The sequence below is a fragment of the Streptomyces sp. NPDC059247 genome (assembly GCF_042754005.1).
In the GTDB taxonomy this organism is placed as follows: Bacteria; Actinomycetota; Actinomycetes; order Streptomycetales; family Streptomycetaceae; genus Streptomyces.
This window is the reverse complement of sequence record NZ_JBHYZW010000002.1, coordinates 309,025-325,324: the sequence shown is the minus strand read 5'-3', so window position 1 is coordinate 325,324 and position 16,300 is coordinate 309,025. Positions and strand designations below refer to the sequence as shown.

15 protein-coding genes are annotated in these 16,300 nt (G+C 73.4%); 7 read left to right on the top strand and 8 right to left on the bottom strand.

All coding sequences use genetic code 11. From position 1 onward, the window contains the following. Positions 1 to 318: 318 nt before the first annotated feature. Genes ACFXGN_RS05385 through pdhA form a run of 3 tightly spaced genes read right to left on the bottom strand, consistent with a single transcriptional unit; the run spans position 319 to position 3,964 of the window. Entirely contained in the window at positions 319 to 1,761 is a 1,443-nt protein-coding gene (locus tag ACFXGN_RS05385; RefSeq protein WP_384853733.1) for a dihydrolipoamide acetyltransferase family protein, read from the bottom strand. Next, the gene (locus tag ACFXGN_RS05380) at positions 1,761 to 2,807 is read right to left on the bottom strand and encodes an alpha-ketoacid dehydrogenase subunit beta (RefSeq protein WP_384853730.1); all 1,047 of its coding nucleotides are present in this window, start codon (positions 2,805 to 2,807) and stop codon (positions 1,761 to 1,763) included. The genes ACFXGN_RS05385 and ACFXGN_RS05380 overlap by 1 nt, the downstream gene beginning before the upstream one ends. Then, positions 2,807 to 3,964, bottom strand: a complete 1,158-nt coding sequence (gene pdhA, locus ACFXGN_RS05375; protein WP_384854513.1) for a pyruvate dehydrogenase (acetyl-transferring) E1 component subunit alpha — start codon at positions 3,962 to 3,964, stop codon at positions 2,807 to 2,809. Before pdhA ends, ACFXGN_RS05380 begins: the two co-directional genes overlap by 1 nt. 177 nt (positions 3,965 to 4,141) lie before the next feature. On the opposite strand from pdhA, the gene ACFXGN_RS05370 reads away from it, so the two are divergent. Then, positions 4,142 to 4,732 carry an Lrp/AsnC family transcriptional regulator gene (locus ACFXGN_RS05370; RefSeq protein WP_384853727.1) on the top strand — a complete coding sequence of 197 codons (591 nt, stop codon included), beginning with the start codon at positions 4,142 to 4,144 and terminating at the stop codon, positions 4,730 to 4,732. A gap of 296 nt (positions 4,733 to 5,028) precedes the next feature. Here ACFXGN_RS05370 and ACFXGN_RS05365 read toward each other — a convergent pair whose 3' ends face one another. Then, entirely contained in the window at positions 5,029 to 5,622 is a 594-nt protein-coding gene (locus ACFXGN_RS05365; RefSeq protein ID WP_384853724.1) for a TetR/AcrR family transcriptional regulator, read from the bottom strand. Then, positions 5,619 to 7,181, bottom strand: a complete 1,563-nt coding sequence (locus ACFXGN_RS05360; protein ID WP_384853721.1) for a 3-hydroxyacyl-CoA dehydrogenase — start codon at positions 7,179 to 7,181, stop codon at positions 5,619 to 5,621. The genes ACFXGN_RS05365 and ACFXGN_RS05360 overlap by 4 nt, the downstream gene beginning before the upstream one ends. 124 nt (positions 7,182 to 7,305) lie before the next feature. On the opposite strand from ACFXGN_RS05360, the gene paaN reads away from it, so the two are divergent. Beyond that, positions 7,306 to 9,003 carry a phenylacetic acid degradation protein PaaN gene (paaN, locus tag ACFXGN_RS05355; protein ID WP_384853718.1) on the top strand — a complete coding sequence of 566 codons (1,698 nt, stop codon included), beginning with the start codon at positions 7,306 to 7,308 and terminating at the stop codon, positions 9,001 to 9,003. Positions 9,004 to 9,165: 162 nt separating this feature from the next. Here paaN and ACFXGN_RS05350 read toward each other — a convergent pair whose 3' ends face one another. The 3 genes from ACFXGN_RS05350 to ACFXGN_RS05340 form a co-directional block, all read right to left on the bottom strand. After that, positions 9,166 to 9,843, bottom strand: a complete 678-nt coding sequence (locus ACFXGN_RS05350) for a TrmH family RNA methyltransferase (protein WP_384853715.1) — start codon at positions 9,841 to 9,843, stop codon at positions 9,166 to 9,168. After that, positions 9,840 to 11,096: an HTTM domain-containing protein gene (locus ACFXGN_RS05345; protein ID WP_384854511.1), complete on the bottom strand. Its 1,257-nt coding sequence runs from the start codon at positions 11,094 to 11,096 to the stop codon at positions 9,840 to 9,842. Before ACFXGN_RS05345 ends, ACFXGN_RS05350 begins: the two co-directional genes overlap by 4 nt. Before the next feature lie 272 nt (positions 11,097 to 11,368). Continuing rightward, positions 11,369 to 12,226, bottom strand: a complete 858-nt coding sequence (locus tag ACFXGN_RS05340; RefSeq protein ID WP_384853713.1) for a DUF5819 family protein — start codon at positions 12,224 to 12,226, stop codon at positions 11,369 to 11,371. A gap of 111 nt (positions 12,227 to 12,337) precedes the next feature. Between ACFXGN_RS05340 and paaA the strand changes: the two genes are divergently transcribed. The 5 genes from paaA to ACFXGN_RS05315 all read left to right on the top strand — a co-directional run bounded on the left by paaA (position 12,338) and on the right by ACFXGN_RS05315 (position 16,135). Beyond that, positions 12,338 to 13,360: a 1,2-phenylacetyl-CoA epoxidase subunit PaaA gene (paaA, locus tag ACFXGN_RS05335; protein WP_384853710.1), complete on the top strand. Its 1,023-nt coding sequence runs from the start codon at positions 12,338 to 12,340 to the stop codon at positions 13,358 to 13,360. Next, a complete protein-coding gene (gene paaB / locus ACFXGN_RS05330; RefSeq protein ID WP_384853707.1) occupies positions 13,357 to 13,644 on the top strand; it encodes a 1,2-phenylacetyl-CoA epoxidase subunit PaaB in 288 nt (95 codons plus the stop codon). The genes paaA and paaB overlap by 4 nt, the downstream gene beginning before the upstream one ends. 203 nt (positions 13,645 to 13,847) lie before the next feature. After that, complete coding sequence (gene paaC, locus ACFXGN_RS05325; protein ID WP_384854509.1) at positions 13,848 to 14,555, top strand: 1,2-phenylacetyl-CoA epoxidase subunit PaaC; 708 nt, start codon at positions 13,848 to 13,850, stop codon at positions 14,553 to 14,555. Next, the gene (gene paaD, locus ACFXGN_RS05320; protein WP_384853704.1) at positions 14,549 to 15,046 is read left to right on the top strand and encodes a 1,2-phenylacetyl-CoA epoxidase subunit PaaD; all 498 of its coding nucleotides are present in this window, start codon (positions 14,549 to 14,551) and stop codon (positions 15,044 to 15,046) included. The genes paaC and paaD overlap by 7 nt, the downstream gene beginning before the upstream one ends. Then, entirely contained in the window at positions 15,047 to 16,135 is a 1,089-nt protein-coding gene (locus tag ACFXGN_RS05315) for a 2Fe-2S iron-sulfur cluster-binding protein (RefSeq protein ID WP_384853702.1), read from the top strand. Positions 16,136 to 16,300 lie beyond the last annotated feature (165 nt).

Sequence of the window (16,300 nt, the reverse complement as noted above, 5' to 3'; positions counted from 1 at the left end):
CGAAGGACAGGGGCGGGACAGCCCCGGCACCCCACCGGGAACGAGCCCGGCACCGTGCCTGGGACGGCCCCGGCGGAATGCGGAACGCCCGATACGGAATGCGCGATACGGGATACGGGATACGGGATACGGGATACGGGATACGCGATCAGCAAGGTGGAGGGGCGGGGTCGGCAGGGTGCCGGAGCGCCCCACCGGAGGGGACCCGACGAGGTGCCGGGTCCCCTCCGGAGCGGGCCGGACGGATACCGGACCCGTTCCCGTGGGGGGTCGGAACGCGCGGAGGAGCCGACGGACCGCGCGGAGGGACGGAGGGTGTCAGAGCGTGCGGAGCAGGACGGCGGGCTGTTCGACGCAGTCCGCCACGTACCGCAGGAAGCCGCCCGCCGTACCGCCGTCGCAGACCCGGTGGTCGAAGGTGAGGGAGAGCTGCACGACCTGCCTGACGGCCAGTTCGCCCCGATGGACCCAGGGCTTCGGGACGATCCGGCCGACGCCGAGCATGGCCGCCTCGGGGTGGTTGATGATCGGTGTGGACCCGTCGACCCCGAACACCCCGTAGTTGTTGAGGGTGAACGTGCCGCCGGTCAGGTCGGCCAGGGTGAGCGCGGAGTCCCGGGCGGCCCCGGTCAGCCGGGCGAACTCGGCCGTCAGCGACTCCGCGGAGCGGGAGCCCGCGTCCTTGACCACGGGCACCACCAGACCGCGCGGGGTCTGGGCGGCGAAGCCGAGGTGCACGTCGGGGAGCCGGACGATCTCCCGGGCGGCGGTGTCCACGGTCGAGTTGAGCTCGGGGAACCGGGCCAGGGCGTGGACACAGATCCGGGCGAACAGCGCGAGCAGCGAGATCTTCGGGCCGCCCGCCGCGTTCATCGCCGTCCGCGCGCCCATCAGCTCGGTCGCGTCGGCGTCGACCCAGCAGGTCGCGTCGGGGATCTCCGTACGGCTGCGGGACAGCTTCTCCGCGACGGCGCCACGGACCCCGCGCAGCGGAATCCGTTCACCGGCCCGAGCGGCGGCGGGGACGGCGGGGACGGCCGCCGGGGCGGGCGTCGCGGTGACGACGGCCGGGGCGGCAGCGGCGGCGGTGTCCTCGGGGGCCGCGAGGGCCCGTTCCACGTCGACGCGCAGGATCAGGCCCTCGGGCCCCGATCCGCGGACCTCCCGCAGGTCGAGCCCCTGGTCCCTGGCCAGCTTCCGTACGAGGGGCGAGATGACCGGCACCGGCCCGTGCCCGGCGACGGCGACCGGGAGGGGAGCCGGAGCGGCAGCCGAGGCGGACGCCCGAGCCGGAGCCGGAGCGACGGGAGCCGGAGCGACGGGAGTCCGCACGGCGGAGGTCCGTGGCACCGCCGGGTTCGCGGGGCGCACCCGGCGGCGGCGGGCGGCGGGCCCCGCCGTGCCGTAGCCGACGAGCACATTGCCCGAGTACTCCGAGGAGACGGCCGTGTCGGCGGCGGTCTCCGCGTCCGGGGCGGGCGTCCCGTCGCTCCCTGGGGCCTCCGTCGGCTCCGTACCGCCCACGGCGACCGTCAGGAGCGGGGCGCCGACGGGAAGCTCGGTGCCCTCCTCGCCGTACCGGGCGGTGACCACGCCGCCGTACGGGCAGGGCACCTCGACCATGGCCTTGGCCGTCTCGACCTCGACGACCGGCTGGTCGACGGCGACGACGTCACCGACGGCCACCAGCCAGCGCACGATCTCCGCCTCGGTGAGTCCCTCGCCGAGGTCGGGCAGCTTGAACTCAAGGACCTGGGCCATCAGTTCTCCGTCTCCCACTGGAGCCGCGCGACCGCGTCCAGGATCCGGTCCACGCCCGGCAGGTGGTGGCGTTCGAGCATCGGCGGCGGGTACGGGATGTCGAAGCCCGCGACCCGCAGCACCGGCGCCTCCAGATGGTGGAAGCAGCGCTCGGTCACCCGCGCGGCGATCTCCGCGCCGGGGCCGCCGAATCCGGTCGACTCGTGGACCACGACCGCGCGGCCGGTGCGCCGGACCGAGGCGCAGACGGTCTCGTCGTCGAAGGGCACGAGCGAACGCAGGTCCACGACCTCCAGGTCCCAGCCCTCGGCCTGCGCGGCTTCGGCCGCCTCCAGACAGACCGGCACGGAGGGGCCGTAGGTGATCAGGGTGGCCCCGGTGCCGGGGCGGCGGACGACGGCCCGGCCGATCGGCTCGACGGGCGCGGGCGCCTCGGGGGACCAGTCGGACTTGGACCAGTAGAGCCGCTTGGGCTCCAGGAAGACCACCGGGTCGTCGGAGGCGATGGCCGCGCGCAGCAGTCCGTAGGCGTCCTCGACGGTGGCCGGGGTGACGACGTGGAGCCCCGGCGTGGCCGTGTAGTAGGCCTCGGAGGAGTCGCTGTGGTGCTCGACGCCGCCGATCCCGCCGCCGTACGGGACACGGATGACGATCGGCATCGGCATCGCGCCGCGGGTGCGGTTGCGCATCTTGGCGACGTGTGAGATCAACTGCTCGAACGCCGGGTAGGCGAAGGCGTCGAACTGCATCTCGACCACCGGGCGCAGCCCGTACATGGCCATGCCGACCGCCGCGCCGAGGATGCCCGCCTCGGCCAGCGGGGTGTCGGTGCAACGGTCCTCGCCGAACTCCGCGGCGAGCCCGTCGGTGACGCGGAAGACACCGCCGAGGGTGCCGACGTCCTCGCCCATCACATGGACGGTGGGGTCCTCGGCCATGGCGTCGCGCATGGCGCGCTGGAGCGCCTGCGCCATGGTGGCGGGCTTGGGCCGTCCTGCGGCCCCGGCGGTCCTGCCCGCCGTGGGTCGGGTCGTCGCCGTCGTCATCACGCCTCACCCTCGGCTTCGAGCTCGGCGCGCAGCTGCGCCGCCTGTTCGCGCAGCTGCGCGGTCTGCTCCGCGTACACGTGGGAGAAGAGGTCCATGGGGTCGAGCACCGGGTCGGCGTTCATCCGTTCGCGCAGGTCGGCGGCCATCGTCTCGGCGGCGTCGGCCGCCGCGCGCCGGGTGTCCTCGTCGAGGAGTCCGCGCGCGTCGAGTTCCCGTTCGATGAGGAGGATCGGGTCGTGCGCCCGCCAGGTCTCGACCTCGTCGGCCGGGCGGTAGCGGGTGGCGTCGTCGGCGTTGGTGTGGGCGTCGATCCGGTAGGTGACGGCTTCGACGAGGGTGGGGCCGCCGCCTCGCCGGGCGCGGGACACGGCCTCGGTGAGCACCTGGTGCACGGCGACCGCGTCGTTGCCGTCGACGAGCCGGCCGGGCATCCCGTATCCCACGCCCTTGTGGGCGAGGGAGGGAGCGGCGGTCTGCTTGGCCAGCGGGACGGAGATCGCGAAGCCGTTGTTCTGCACGAGGAAGACCACGGGCGCCCGCCAGACGGCCGCGAAGTTCAGGGCCTCGTGGAAGTCGCCCTCGCTGGTGCCGCCGTCGCCGACCATGGCGAGGACGACGACGTCGTCGCCCTTGAGGCGGGCGGCGTGGGCCAGGCCCACCGCGTGCGGGAGCTGGGTCGCCAGCGGGGTGCAGAGCGGCGCCACGCGGTGCTCCCGCGGGTCGTACCCGGTGTGCCAGTCGCCGCGCAGCAGGGTCAGCGCCTGGACGGGGTCGAGGCCGCGGGCGACCGCCGCGAGCGTGTCGCGGTACGAGGGGAAGAGCCAGTCCCGGTCCTCCAGGGCGAGGGCGGCGGCGATCTCGCACGCCTCCTGCCCGGTGGTCGACGGGTACACGGCGAGGCGGCCCTGCTTGGTGAGGGCGGTGGCCTGCGCGTTGTACCGGCGGCCACGGACCAGTTCCGCGTAGAGCCGGAGCAGCAGTGCGGGATCGGTGTCGGCCACGGCGTCCGTGCCGAGCACGCGCAGCGGCTCGGCGTCGGGCAGCAGCGGGGCGGGGTCGGTGCGGGGCTGCCACGCCGGGGGCGGGACGGGCCGGGTCGGGACGGCACCGGGCGGCTCTTGGACTGTCGAACTGCGCTGTTGCAACGAGTCCACCTCCTCGTGGGAGCGGGCATAAGACCCGAAGGCGGGTGGCGCGAGTGTGGCGCGCCTCACCTACCGATTGTTCGGTCGTGGAGGCATTTTGGCTACAGGCACCTTCAGCCTGTGGACAAACGGTTCTCCACAGCCTGGGATGGGTGCAGGTCGTCCACGGGAGAGAGGCGGGGGGACATGGCGGATGAACAAATGGCCGTCGGCCGGGACGGGGTCCCGGCGGACGGAGCGGGCCCCGGTCCCGGCGGGGCGGGGGGCGAGGTGCCGGGGGAGACCCTGAGCACCCCGTTCGACATGCCCCCGGCGAGCCTCCCGGCCCGGCCCCTGGACGCGATCGACCGCGACATCCTGCGGTTGCTGCAAACGGACGGGCGCGCCTCGGTGCGCTCCGTGGCCGAGCGGGTGCACGTCTCGCGGGCCAACGCGTACGCGCGCATCAACCGGCTCATCGACGACGGGGTGATCCGGGGCTTCAGCGCCCGCGTCAACCACGAGCGGGCGGGGCACGGCGCCTCCGCCTACATCACGCTCAAGATCGTCCAGAACTCCTGGCGGACGGTCCGCGAGCAGCTCCGGGCCCTGCCGGGGGCCACGCACATCGCGCTGGTCAGCGGGGACTTCGACGTACTGCTCCTGGTGCACACGCCGGACAACCGGACGCTGCGGGAGCTGGTGCTCACCCGGCTCCAGTCGATCCCGGAAGTGCTGTCCACGCGCACGTTGCTGGTCTTCGAGGAGACGGACCTGAACGCGGGCCCGGGGGCCTAGACCGCCGCTTCCGGGTCCTGCCGACCACAGGACCCGGAGGGGCCGGGATCCCGGCCGGGCCGGATCCCGGACACCTCGGCGGGGCCGGTCCCGGAGTCCCGCCGACCCGATCGCACCCATCCCGGCCAAGCGCCCCCGAACGGCTCAGTCACCCCGGCCGACCCAGGCGGCTCGGACGGCTCAGTCACCCCGGCCGACTCAGGCGACCCGGACACCTCGGCCGGCCGCCCCGGTCCAGGGCGCCGCCCCGGTCAGGGCCGGTCAGAGGACTTCGCCGGGCCGGTCCCCGACGGCCCTCAGCGGGCCGTCCGCAGCCCGTCGAAGGCCAGCCTGGCGACGGTCTCGGCGAGCTGCTCGCGCTCCGCCGCCGCGTCCGGGTGCGGCCGGTACCACTCCACCAGCGAGTTGATCATGCCGAAGAGGAGCCTGGTCGCCAGCCGGATGTCCACATCGGTCCGCAGGTCGCCCTCGTCGGCGGCGGCCCTGAGCAGCTCGGCGACCTTGTGGTCGAACTCGCGGCGCCGTTCCATGGCCCACCGCTCGGTGGCCGTGTTGCCCCGCACCCGGAGCAGCAGCGTCACGTACGGCAGCTCCGCGAGCAGCACCTCGACCGTGCGGCGCGTGACGTACTCGACCCGCTCGACGGCCCTGCCGTCCCCGGCGCCCGGCTCGTCGAGGATCGCGAAGAGCCCGTCGAGGGCCCGGCTGACGGCCCGCCGCAGCAGCTCCTCCTTGCCGGACACATGGTGGTAGATCGACGACTTGGAGATGCCCGCCGCCTTGGAGAGGTGCTCCATGGAGGTGCCGTCGTAGCCGCGCTCGTTGAAGATCCGGACGGCGACGGAGAGCAGTGTCTCGGGGGTGTAGGTGTCACGTCTGGCGGTCGTCATCGGGAGTCCTCCGCGTCCTCGGCGTACGCCCGGCGCGCGAGGGCCGGGCTGGGCGCGTACCGGCCCGTCGGGCAGCGCTCGTGCAGGGCGCCGAGCAGCCCCCGTACGCGCGCGTGGCCCACTTTTCCGGCCCATTCGAGCGGCCCCACCGGATAGTTGACCCCGAGCCGCATGGCGGTGTCCACGTCCTCGGCGGTGGCGACGCCCCGGTCGACGGCGTCGGCCGCGAGATCGGCGAGCATCGCGACCGTACGGGCCACGATCATGCCGGGTACGTCGCCGATCACGGACACCCGCTTGCCGAGGGCCTGGAAGAGGCCGACCGCTTCCGCGAGGGTCTCCTCCGAGGTGCCCTCACGGGTCGAGAGCACGATCCGGGTGGCCCGCGCGTAGTCCAGGGCGAGGTCGAAGTGGACGATCTCCTCGGTGCCGTGCTCGAAGGACGCCTCGCCGTCCGCGAGGCGGAGCCTGCCGCCGCCGGGCAGCAGGACGTGGCCGTCGCCGTCCTCGCGCCGGACCTGGATCCCGGCCTCCTCGAAGAGCCCGGCCAGTGGTTCCGCCGGGCCGAGGCCGCCCCGGACCACGATCCGTCCCGGCGCCCCGGCGGGCGGCGCGGTGTCCGGCGCGGGCCGCTCGTCGCCCTCGGCGTACGAGAACCAGCCCCGGCCCGTCTTGCGGCCGAGGCGCCCGGACTCCACGAGCCTGCGCTGGGCGAGCGAGGGCGTGAACTTGGGGTCCTGGTGGAAGGACTCCCAGACGGAGCGGGTGACGGCCTCGTTGACGTCCTGGCCGATGAGGTCGGTCAGCTCGAAGGGGCCCATGCGGAAGCCGCCGCACTCGCGCAGGGCCGCGTCGATGGTGGCCGGGTCGGCGGCGCCCTCCTCGAAGACCCGCAGCGCCTCCGCGTAGAAGGGACGGGCGATCCGGTTGACGATGAAGCCGGGGGTGTCGGCGCAGCGCACCGGGGTCTTGCCCCAGCCCTTCACCGTGCCGTACGCGCGCGTGGCGACGTCCGGGTCGGTGGCGAAGCCGCTGACGACCTCGACGAGCGGGAGCAGCGGCGCCGGGTTGAAGAAGTGCAGTCCGACGAGACGTCCCGGCAGTCTCAGGCCGCCCGCGACGGCGGTGACGGAGAGGGAGGAGGTGTTGGTGGCGAGGACGGCGTCGTCGGCGACGACCTCCTCCAGGTCGGCGAAGAGCCGCTGCTTGACGGGGAGCAGCTCGACGACCGCCTCGACGACGAGCGCCGCGTCGGCGAGGTCCGCGAGGTCCCGGGCCGCGTGCAGGCGTCCGAGGGCGTCCTCGCGCGCGACGGCGTCCAGGCGGCCCTTCTCCACGAGCCGGCCGAGGCGGGCGGCGAGGGCCTTGACGGCCTCCTCGGCGCGGCCGGGGGCGCTGTCGTAGAGGCGGACGGGGTGTCCCGCGACCAGGGCGACCTGGGCGATGCCCTGGCCCATGGTGCCGGTGCCGACGACGGCGACGGTGCGGTCGCGTCCCACGGCGGCGGGCTCACTGGCGGTCACGTCGTCGCTCCCCCTGACGGTCACGTTGGCGCTCATTGGAGTGATCCTCCCCGATGGGTTTTCCACAGGATCGACAGGCCCCCTTGTCCCGACCGATCGTTCGGTTACTCTAACTCCGTACGCGTCTCCCTGCCCAGCTCGACGAGGAGTTGGTCCATCCATGGCCACCGCTCAGCCGACCATCGACCGTCTGGCCGAGAAGCACCGGTCCACGCTCGACCAGGCGCTCGCCACCATCCGGACCCGTGCCTACTGGTCGCCGTACCCCGAGCACCCGAAGGCGTACGGGGCGGACGGCTCGCTCGACGCGGCGGCGGGGCTCGCCGCCCACCAGGCCGTCCTGAACACCCGCTTCGAGCTGGACCAGCCCGGCACGGACGGCTGGACCGGTGGCGAGACCTCGCCGTACGGCCCGGCCCTCGGCGTCGAGTACCCGCACGCCGACATCGACGTCCTGCTCCCCGCGATGCGCGCGGGCACCGGCGCCTGGCGGGACGCGGGGCCCGAGACCCGCGCCCTGGTCTGTCTGGAGATCCTCGCCCGGATCTCCGCCCGCACCCATGAGTTCGCGCACGCCGTCATGCACACCAGCGGACAGGCGTTCATGATGGCGTTCCAGGCCGGTGGCCCGCACGCCCAGGACCGCGGTCTCGAAGCCGTGGCGTACGCGTACGCGGAGCAGACCCGCACGCCCGCCGGACGGGCCGACTGGTCCAAGCCGCAGGGCAAGAGGGACCCCCTGGAGCTGAGCAAGGAGTTCACCCCGGTCGGCCGGGGCGTCGCCCTCGTCATCGGCTGCAACACCTTCCCCACGTGGAACGGCTATCCGGGCCTGTTCGCCTCCCTCGCCACCGGCAACCCGGTCCTGGTCAAGCCGCACCCGCGCGCGGTGCTGCCGCTCGCGCTCACCGTCCGCGTCGCCCGCGAGGTCCTCGCCGAGACCGGTTTCGACCCGAACCTGGTGACGCTCGCCGTCGAGCGGCCCGGCGAGGGCATCGCCAAGACCCTCGCCGTGCGCCCCGAGGTCCGGATCATCGACTACACGGGCTCCACCGCCTTCGGCGACTGGCTGGAGGAGAACGCCCGCCAGGCGCAGGTCTACACCGAGAAGGCCGGCGTCAACACGGTCGTGATCGACTCCACCGACGACTACCGGGGGATGCTCGGCAACCTGGCGTTCTCCCTCTCCCTGTACAGCGGCCAGATGTGCACCACCCCGCAGAACCTGCTGATCCCCCGCGGGGGCATCGCCACCGACCAGGGGCCCAAGTCGTACGACGAGGTCGTCGCGGACCTCGCCTCGGCGGTCGACGGCCTGCTGGGCGACGACGCACGGGCGAACGGGCTGCTCGGCGCCCTGGTCAACCCGGACGTGAAGGCGCGCCTGGAAGCCGCCGCCGGGCTCGGCGAGGTGGCGCTCGCCTCCCGCGAGGTGGTCAATCCGGAGTATCCGGACGCCGTGGTCCGCACCCCGGTCGTCGTGAAGCTGGACGGTTCCAAGCCCGACGCCCAGGCCGCGTACTTCTCGGAGTGCTTCGGCCCGGTCTCCTTCGCCGTCTCGGTGGACTCCACCGAGGACGCGCTGGAGCTGCTGCGGCGCACGGTCCGCGAGAAGGGCGCGATGACGGTCGGGGCGTACACGACCTCGGCGGAGACCGAGCGGGCGGTGGAGGAGGTCTGCCTGGAGGAGTCGGCCCAGCTCTCGCTGAACCTCACCGGAGGGGTCTATGTGAACCAGACGGCCGCGTTCTCCGACTTCCACGGCTCGGGGGGCAATCCGGCCGCCAACGCGGCCCTGTGCGACGGCGCCTTCGTCGCCAACCGCTTCCGGGTGGTGGAGGTCCGCCGCCAGGCCTGAACCACGCGCGCGTGGGGACCTCCGGAGGTCCCCACGCGGGTCGGGCCGCCTCGCCCGCCGGACCGCTCCGGCCCCAGCGGATCTCCAGCTCCACCGGATCTCCGGCTCCACCAGGGCCTCCGGCTCCGGCCGGGACGGGCTCCGCGAGAGCCTCGGCCTCCGTCAGGCGCTCTCGATCTCCGCGTACCGCTGCACCCACGCGTGCATGGCGATGGCGGCGGCGGCCCCCGCGTTGATGGAGCGGGTCGAGCCGAACTGGGCGATCGAGCAGACCGTCTCCACGTGCGCGCGGGCCTCCTCGGTGAGCCCGGGACCCTCCTGTCCGAACAGCAGCACGCAGCGGCGCGGCAGCACGGTCCGCTCCAGCGGCACGGCGCCCGGCAGGTTGTCGATGCCGATGACCGGAATGCCCTCGGCCGCCGCCCACGAGGTCAGCGACGCCGTGTCGGGATGGTGCCGGACGTGCTGGTAGCGGTCGGTGACCATGGCGCCACGACGGTTCCAGCGGCGGCGGCCCACGATGTGGACCTCCTTCGCGAGGAACGCGTTGGCGGTGCGCACCACCGAGCCGATGTTGAAGTCGTGGCCCCAGTTCTCCACGGCCACGTGGAAGTCGTGCCGCCGGGTGTCGAGGTCGGCGACGACCGCCTCATGTGTCCAGTACCGGTAGCGGTCCACCACATTGCGCCGGTCGCCCCCGGCCAGCAGCTCGGGGTCGTACCGCTCGCCCTCGGGCCACGGCTCCGGGTGCGGCCCGACGCCGATCTCGGGGCCGAAGCCCTCGTCGTACTGGACCGGCTCGGCGGACCCGGGTCCGGGACTCTGTTCGGTGGTGCTCACCCGACGAGGGTACGGGGGGCGGGCTCCTCACCCGTACGGCGCTGCCGCGGCAGCTTCCCGGTGCCCGGCCGCCGCAGCAGCCGGTCCCGGCCCCGTGCGGCCCGGACGCCGAGCGCCACCAGGAACGGGGTGGGCAGGAACACGGCGTCGGCGGAGATCATCGCGAGGGAGAAGACCGGCAGCCCCAGCAGGACCGCGATCCCGGCGTGCTCCAGCATCATCGCCACGAGCAGCACGTTCTTCACCTTGCGGTGGAAGAGCGTGAACGGGAAGGCGACCTGCACCAGGACCGTGCCGTAGGTCAGCAGCATCACCATGGTCCCGCTGGTGCCGAGCAGCTCGGAGAGGGCCGGCCAGGGGGTGAAGTAGTCCAGGTTGAGCGGGTAGAACAGCGCGGTGCCGTCCTGCCAGCGCGAGCCCTGGATCTTGTACCAGCCCGCCGTGGCGTAGATCAGGCAGACCTCGGCCATGAGCACGAGGAGGGCGGTGTTGTGGGCGAGGTTCGCCAGGGCGTCGAGCAGGGTGCGCGGCTCGTCGGGGGCCTGTCGGCAGACCAGCCACCACAGGCCGTTCCCCAGCCACAGCACCCACAGCAGCACTGGCAGCCACCACTCGCCGCTGACAGCGCTGAACCAGGTCGTGGCGAGGAGGAAACCGCCGAGGACGGTCCACAGGAGCGGGCCGACGCGGTCCTGGCGCGGCGGCTCCCCGGCACGGGCGGCGCGCGCCTCGCGGGCCGCCCGCCGGGCGTCGAGGGACCACACCTGGGAGCAGCGGGTGAAGACCAGGTAGATCGCGGCGAGGTGGAGGACGTTGTCGCCGCCGTCGCCGACGAAGACGGACCGGTTCAGCAGTGACAGCACGCCGACCATGAAGACCACGGAGACGGCGCGGGTGCGCCAGCCCAGCAGGAGCAGGACGGCGGAGAGGACCGCGACGGCGTAGACGAACTCGAACCACAAGTTCCCGTCCGACCACAGGAGCACGGTGAAGGCCCGGTTGTCGGCGATCAGCCGGTGGGCCAGCTCCCAGGACCAAGGGCTGTCGGGGCCGTACAGCTCGTGCCGGTGGGGCAGCTCGCGCAGCAGGAAGACCAGCCAGGTCAGCGCGAAGCCGATCCGGACGATCGCGCTCTGGTAGGCGCCGAGGGAGCGGCCGGTGACGGTCTGGACGGCCCGCGCGAGCCGCCGGTCGAAGGGCTCACGCGCCCGAGCGCCCCCAGCCCCGGATCCGGCCCCGGCCCCGACCTGGATGGCACTTCTCCCAGGATGTACGACTCCGCTCGGCACAGCTCCGGGTTCGAGAGCCCCCACGCCCCCGGGCCCCGCCCCGCCTCCAGCCTCCCCCACCGGCACGAAGGCGGGGGCGGGCTTCGAGAGGGGGACAGGGGTGGGCCCCGGGGCCGGTTCGGGAGTGGGCTCCGGGCCGGGCCCCGGGGCCGAGGTCGGTTCCGAGCCGGGCTCCGGGCCGGGCTGCGGGCCGGGCTGCGGGCCGGGCTGCGGCGTCGGTTCCGGGGTCGCGTCGGTCATCGGCCCGCCTCCGTGCGGCTTCGGTCGGCCTCGGTGGGCCGGTCGGTGTCGGTGACCCGCCACCACGGGAGGTCGCGGTAGGAGGCGGCGGTGTCGGTCTTCTCGGTGCTCCACGCGGGCGCGGGGACGGGCCGGGAGACGGCGCGGAGCTGAACGCGCCGCACCTCGCCGCTGAGCCCCCGCCCGTCGGTGCCCGCGAGGGAGGGGAGGGCATCGAGCCGGAACACCGCGATCCGGCGCATGTACCGCTCCGAGAGCTCGCCGCGCGTCCCCTGGGAGCGGTGATCCTCGGTGTGCGTGCCGAAGTAGAAGTCGATGGCCCGGCGCAGCTCGTTCTGCTGGGTGTGGCTGGGCATCGGGTTGTGCCGGACGGCCTCGGTGTCCTGGGCGGTGAGGTCGATCCAGCCGCTGGTGCGGAGGGTGCCGTCACCGGTGGCGATCTCGGCGCGGGCCTCGACGGAGACGTTCTGCTGGAGCGGGTTGGGCGCGAAGAGCTTCCAGTTCTGTTCGAACTCGGGGTAGATCCAGTCGTCGACGGCCTGACCGTGCCGTTTGGTCAGCGTGTTCGACGGAGCGACGTGCAGGAAGACCATGGCCAGATGGACGCAGGCGAAGACCGCGGTGACGGCGAGCGCCACGGCGAGAACGACCTGGTAGGGCAGGGACAGGGCCATGATCCCCCCGCTCGCGCGGCCGGGCCGCGACGGGTCCCGGCCGGTCGCGGGGGCCCCCGGGTGCGCCCCGTCGGGACCGGTCGCGGGGTCTCCGGGGGGTGCTTCGGCGGGGCCGGGGGCGAGGGGTCCCGGAGGGTCGCCGTCCACTCCGGCCGCGTCCTTCTCGACGTACGCGTCCATCCCGCCCCGATCCCGATCGGCCCACTCGGTTATCCACAGGGTTGACACCATACGGGCCGTCGACCCACCATTGAAGTCATTCAACCGAACGATCGGTCGGTAGGGGGTCCGATGACCGCAGTGACGGCAGGGACAGCGGAGAGCAGGGGCGTGCCCGGCGTGTCGGAGGCGGCCACGGCCGCCGAGCAGGCCGCCCACGAGGCCCTGTTCGACGCCGCGGTGGCCGCCGACGAGCGGATCGAGCCGCGCGACTGGATGCCCGAGGCGTACCGCGCCTCGCTCGTCCGGCAGATCGCGCAGCACGCCCACTCCGAGATCATCGGGATGCAGCCCGAGGCGAACTGGATCACCCGCGCGCCCTCGCTGCGCCGCAAGGCCATCCTCATGGCCAAGGTGCAGGACGAGGCGGGCCACGGCCTGTACCTCTACAGCGCGGCGGAGACCCTCGGCACCAGCCGCGACGAACTCCTCGACAAGCTCCACTCGGGCCGCCAGAAGTACTCCTCGATCTTCAACTACCCCACCCTGACCTGGGCCGACGTCGGCGCCATCGGCTGGCTGGTCGACGGCGCCGCGATCACCAACCAGGTCCCCCTCTGCCGCTGCTCCTACGGGCCGTACGCCCGCGCGATGGTCCGCGTCTGCAAGGAGGAGTCCTTCCACCAGCGCCAGGGGTACGAGGCACTGCTCGCCCTGTCGAACGGCACCGAGGCCCAGCACGCCATGGCCCAGGACGCCGTGGACCGCTGGTGGTGGCCCTCCCTGATGATGTTCGGCCCGCCGGACGACGAGTCCACCCACACCGCCCAGGCGATGGCCTGGAAGATCAAGCGCCACTCCAACGACGAACTGCGGCAGCGCTTCGTCGACATCGCCGTGCCCCAGGCCGAGGCCCTCGGACTCACCCTCCCCGACCCCGACCTCCGGTGGAACGAGGAGCGCGGGCACCACGACTTCGGCCCGATCGACTGGACCGAGTTCTGGGACGTCCTCAAGGGGAACGGCCCGTGCAACGAGCAGCGGCTCACCAGGCGCCGCCAGGCCCACGAGGACGGCGCCTGGGTCAGAGAGGCCGCCGCCGCCCACGCGAAGAAGCACCAGCACACCGGCGAGCACGGGGAGGTACAGGGATGACGAGCGACGGTTGGCCGCTGTGGGAGGTGTTCGTGCGCTCCAGGCGCGGACTGTCCCACACCCACGCGGGCAGTCTCCACGCCCCCGACGCGGAGATGGCCCTGCGCAACGCCCGCGACCTGTACACCCGCAGGAGCGAGGGCGTGTCCATCTGGGTCGTCCCCTCCACGGAGATCACCGCCTCCTCCCCCGACGAGAAGGACTCGTTCTTCGAACCGGCCGCCGACAAGCCCTACCGCCACCCGACGTTCTACGAGATCCCGGAGGGGGTGAAGCACCTGTGAGCACCGCCGGAACCCACGAGCACACCGCCACACCCGAGGACCGGACCAGCAGCGGCGGGCCCGCCACGGTGACCGCGACCGGGGAACGGACCAGCGGCCCCGCCCCTGCGGCCCCGGCCACGACCACGACCACGACCACGACCGGGGAACGGCCCCGGAGCGTCCCCACGGTCGCCACCGGCACCCGGACGCCCCCGACCGGCGTGCCCGTCGAAGCGGCGCTCGCCCTCGGCGACGACGCCCTCGTCCTCTCCCACCGCCTGGGGGAGTGGGCGGGCTCCGCCCCCGTCCTGGAGGAGGAGGTCGCCCTCGCCAACATCGCGCTCGACCTCCTCGGTCAGGCCCGCGTTCTGCTCTCCCTCGTCGGCGACGAGGACGAACTCGCCTACCTCCGCGAGGAACGCTCCTTCCGGAACGTCCAGCTCGTCGAGCAGCCGAACGGCGACTTCGCCCACACCATCGTCCGGCAGCTCTACTTCTCCACCTACCAGCACCTCCTGTACGGGCGGCTGGCCACCGGCGAAGGCCCCTTCGTCGGGCTCGCCGCCAAAGCCGTCAAGGAAGTCGCCTACCACCGGGACCACGCCGAGCAGTGGATCCTGCGCCTCGGCGACGGCACCGACGAGAGCCACACCCGCGCCCAGCGGGCCTGTGACGCCCTCTGGCGGTACACCGGCGAACTCTTCCGTCCCGTCGACGGCATCGACGTGGACCATCCGGCCCTGGAGGACGACTGGCTGGCCGCCGTCACCGACGTCCTCGGCAGAGCCACCCTCACCGTGCCCTCCGGCCCCCGCACCGGAGCCTGGGCCGCCGGGGCGGGCCGCCAAGGCCTGCACACCGAACCCTTCGGACCGATGCTCGCCGAGATGCAGCACCTGCACCGCAGCCACCCGGGGGCGACATGGTGACCGCAACCGCCCTGGAAGAGGAACTCGCCCGGATCGCCGGCGCCGTCCTCGATCCCGAGCTGCCCGTCCTCACCCTGGCCGAACTGGGCGTACTGCGCGGTGTCCACATCACCGGCCCCGGCAGCGTCGAGGTCTCCCTCACCCCCACCTACACCGGCTGCCCGGCCGTCGAAGCCATGTCCTCGGACATCGAGCGCGCCCTCCACGAGCACGGCGTCCCCGACGTCTGCGTCGTCACGGTCCTCAGCCCCGCCTGGTCCACCGACGACATCAGCGAGGAAGGCCGCCGGAAACTGGCCGAGTTCGGCGTCGCCCCGCCCCGCCCGCAGGGCCCGGCGGGCGGCCCCGTCCCCCTCACCCTCGCGATCCGCTGCCCCCACTGCGGCTCCACCGACACCGAACTGCTCAGCCGTTTCTCCTCGACCGCGTGCAAGGCGCTCCGCCGCTGCACCGCCTGCCTCGAACCGTTCGACCACTTCAAGGAGTTGTAGATGGTGTCCCCAGGCGCCGAGCGGGCCGGGTTCCACCCGCTCACGGTGAGCGGCGTCGAGCAGCTCACCGACGACTCCGTGGCCGTCACCTTCGCCGTCCCGCCCGAGCTCCACGAGGCCTACCGGCACCTCCCCGGCCAGCACCTCGCCCTGCGCCGCACGGACCGGCGGGGGGAGGACGTCCGGCGCACCTACTCGATCTGCGCCCCCGCCTCCCCGCCCGGCGAACCCCCCGTGCTGCGCGTCGGCATCCGGCGCGTCGACGGCGGCGCGTTCTCCACGTACGCGCTCAAGGAACTGGCCGTCGGCGACCTCGTCGACGTCATGGAACCCCGGGGCCGATTCACGCTCGCCCCGCGCCCCGGCCACTTCGCCGCGATCGTCGGCGGCAGCGGCATCACCCCGGTCCTGTCCATCGCTGCCACCCTGCTCGCCCGCGAGCCCGAGGCCCGGTTCTGTCTGATCCGCAGCGACCGCACCGAGGCGTCCACGATGTTCCTCGACGAGGTCGCCGACCTCAAGGACCGTCACCCCGACCGCTTCCAGCTGGTCACCGTGCTCTCCCGGGAGGAGCAGCAGTCCGGGCTGCCGTCCGGCCGTCTCGACCAGGAGCGGCTCTCCGCGCTGCTGCCCGCGCTGCTGCCGGTCGGCACCATCGAAGGCTGGTTCCTCTGCGGCCCCTTCGGGCTGGTCCAGGGAGCCGAGCGGGCCCTGCGCGGACTCGGCGTCGACCGCGCCCGCGTCCATCAGGAGATCTTCCACGTCGACGACGGCTCCACGCCCGTCGGCGCCCCGGCGGCCGACGCCCCCGCCCACGCCACCCTGACCGCGACCCTGCACGGACGGTCCGGCAGCTGGCCGGTGGACCGGGGCGAGACCCTCCTCGACACGGTGCTCCGGGCCCGCGCGGACGCCCCGTACGCCTGCAAGGGCGGGGTGTGCGGCACCTGCCGCGCCTTCCTCGTCGGCGGCGAGGTACGGATGGACCGCAACTTCGCGCTCGAACCCGAGGAGACGGAAGCCGGATACGTCCTGGCCTGCCAGTCCCACCCGGTCACCCCGGACGTGGAACTGGACTTCGACCGCTGACCCGCACCGGACGGCACCGGACCGGACGGCACCGGACCGGCGGCAGCGCCCGGACCTCATGGGCGCCACTGCCTCCGGGGGGTCCGGACGACCACACCCCGTGAAGTACGGGCGGTGCCGCGCATTCCCTTCCACTAGAACCTGTTCTATCTTGACGAACCGTCA

What these genes read in the sequence shown, in the direction of transcription:
- paaB (WP_384853707.1), top strand. Translation starts at nt 13,357, where the DNA reads ATGACGAGCGACGGTTGGCCGCTGTGGGAGGTGTTCGTGCGCTCCAGG.
- ACFXGN_RS05360 (WP_384853721.1), bottom strand. Translation starts at nt 7,181, where the DNA reads ATGAGCGCCAACGTGACCGTCAGGGGGAGCGACGACGTGACCGCCAGT.
- ACFXGN_RS05380 (WP_384853730.1), bottom strand. Translation starts at nt 2,807, where the DNA reads ATGACGACGGCGACGACCCGACCCACGGCGGGCAGGACCGCCGGGGCC.
- ACFXGN_RS05385 (WP_384853733.1), bottom strand. Translation starts at nt 1,761, where the DNA reads ATGGCCCAGGTCCTTGAGTTCAAGCTGCCCGACCTCGGCGAGGGACTC.
- paaD (WP_384853704.1), top strand. Translation starts at nt 14,549, where the DNA reads ATGGTGACCGCAACCGCCCTGGAAGAGGAACTCGCCCGGATCGCCGGC.
- paaA (WP_384853710.1), top strand. Translation starts at nt 12,338, where the DNA reads ATGACCGCAGTGACGGCAGGGACAGCGGAGAGCAGGGGCGTGCCCGGC.
- ACFXGN_RS05315 (WP_384853702.1), top strand. Translation starts at nt 15,047, where the DNA reads ATGGTGTCCCCAGGCGCCGAGCGGGCCGGGTTCCACCCGCTCACGGTG.
- ACFXGN_RS05340 (WP_384853713.1), bottom strand. Translation starts at nt 12,226, where the DNA reads ATGGACGCGTACGTCGAGAAGGACGCGGCCGGAGTGGACGGCGACCCT.
- ACFXGN_RS05370 (WP_384853727.1), top strand. Translation starts at nt 4,142, where the DNA reads ATGGCGGATGAACAAATGGCCGTCGGCCGGGACGGGGTCCCGGCGGAC.
- paaN (WP_384853718.1), top strand. Translation starts at nt 7,306, where the DNA reads ATGGCCACCGCTCAGCCGACCATCGACCGTCTGGCCGAGAAGCACCGG.
- ACFXGN_RS05365 (WP_384853724.1), bottom strand. Translation starts at nt 5,622, where the DNA reads ATGACGACCGCCAGACGTGACACCTACACCCCCGAGACACTGCTCTCC.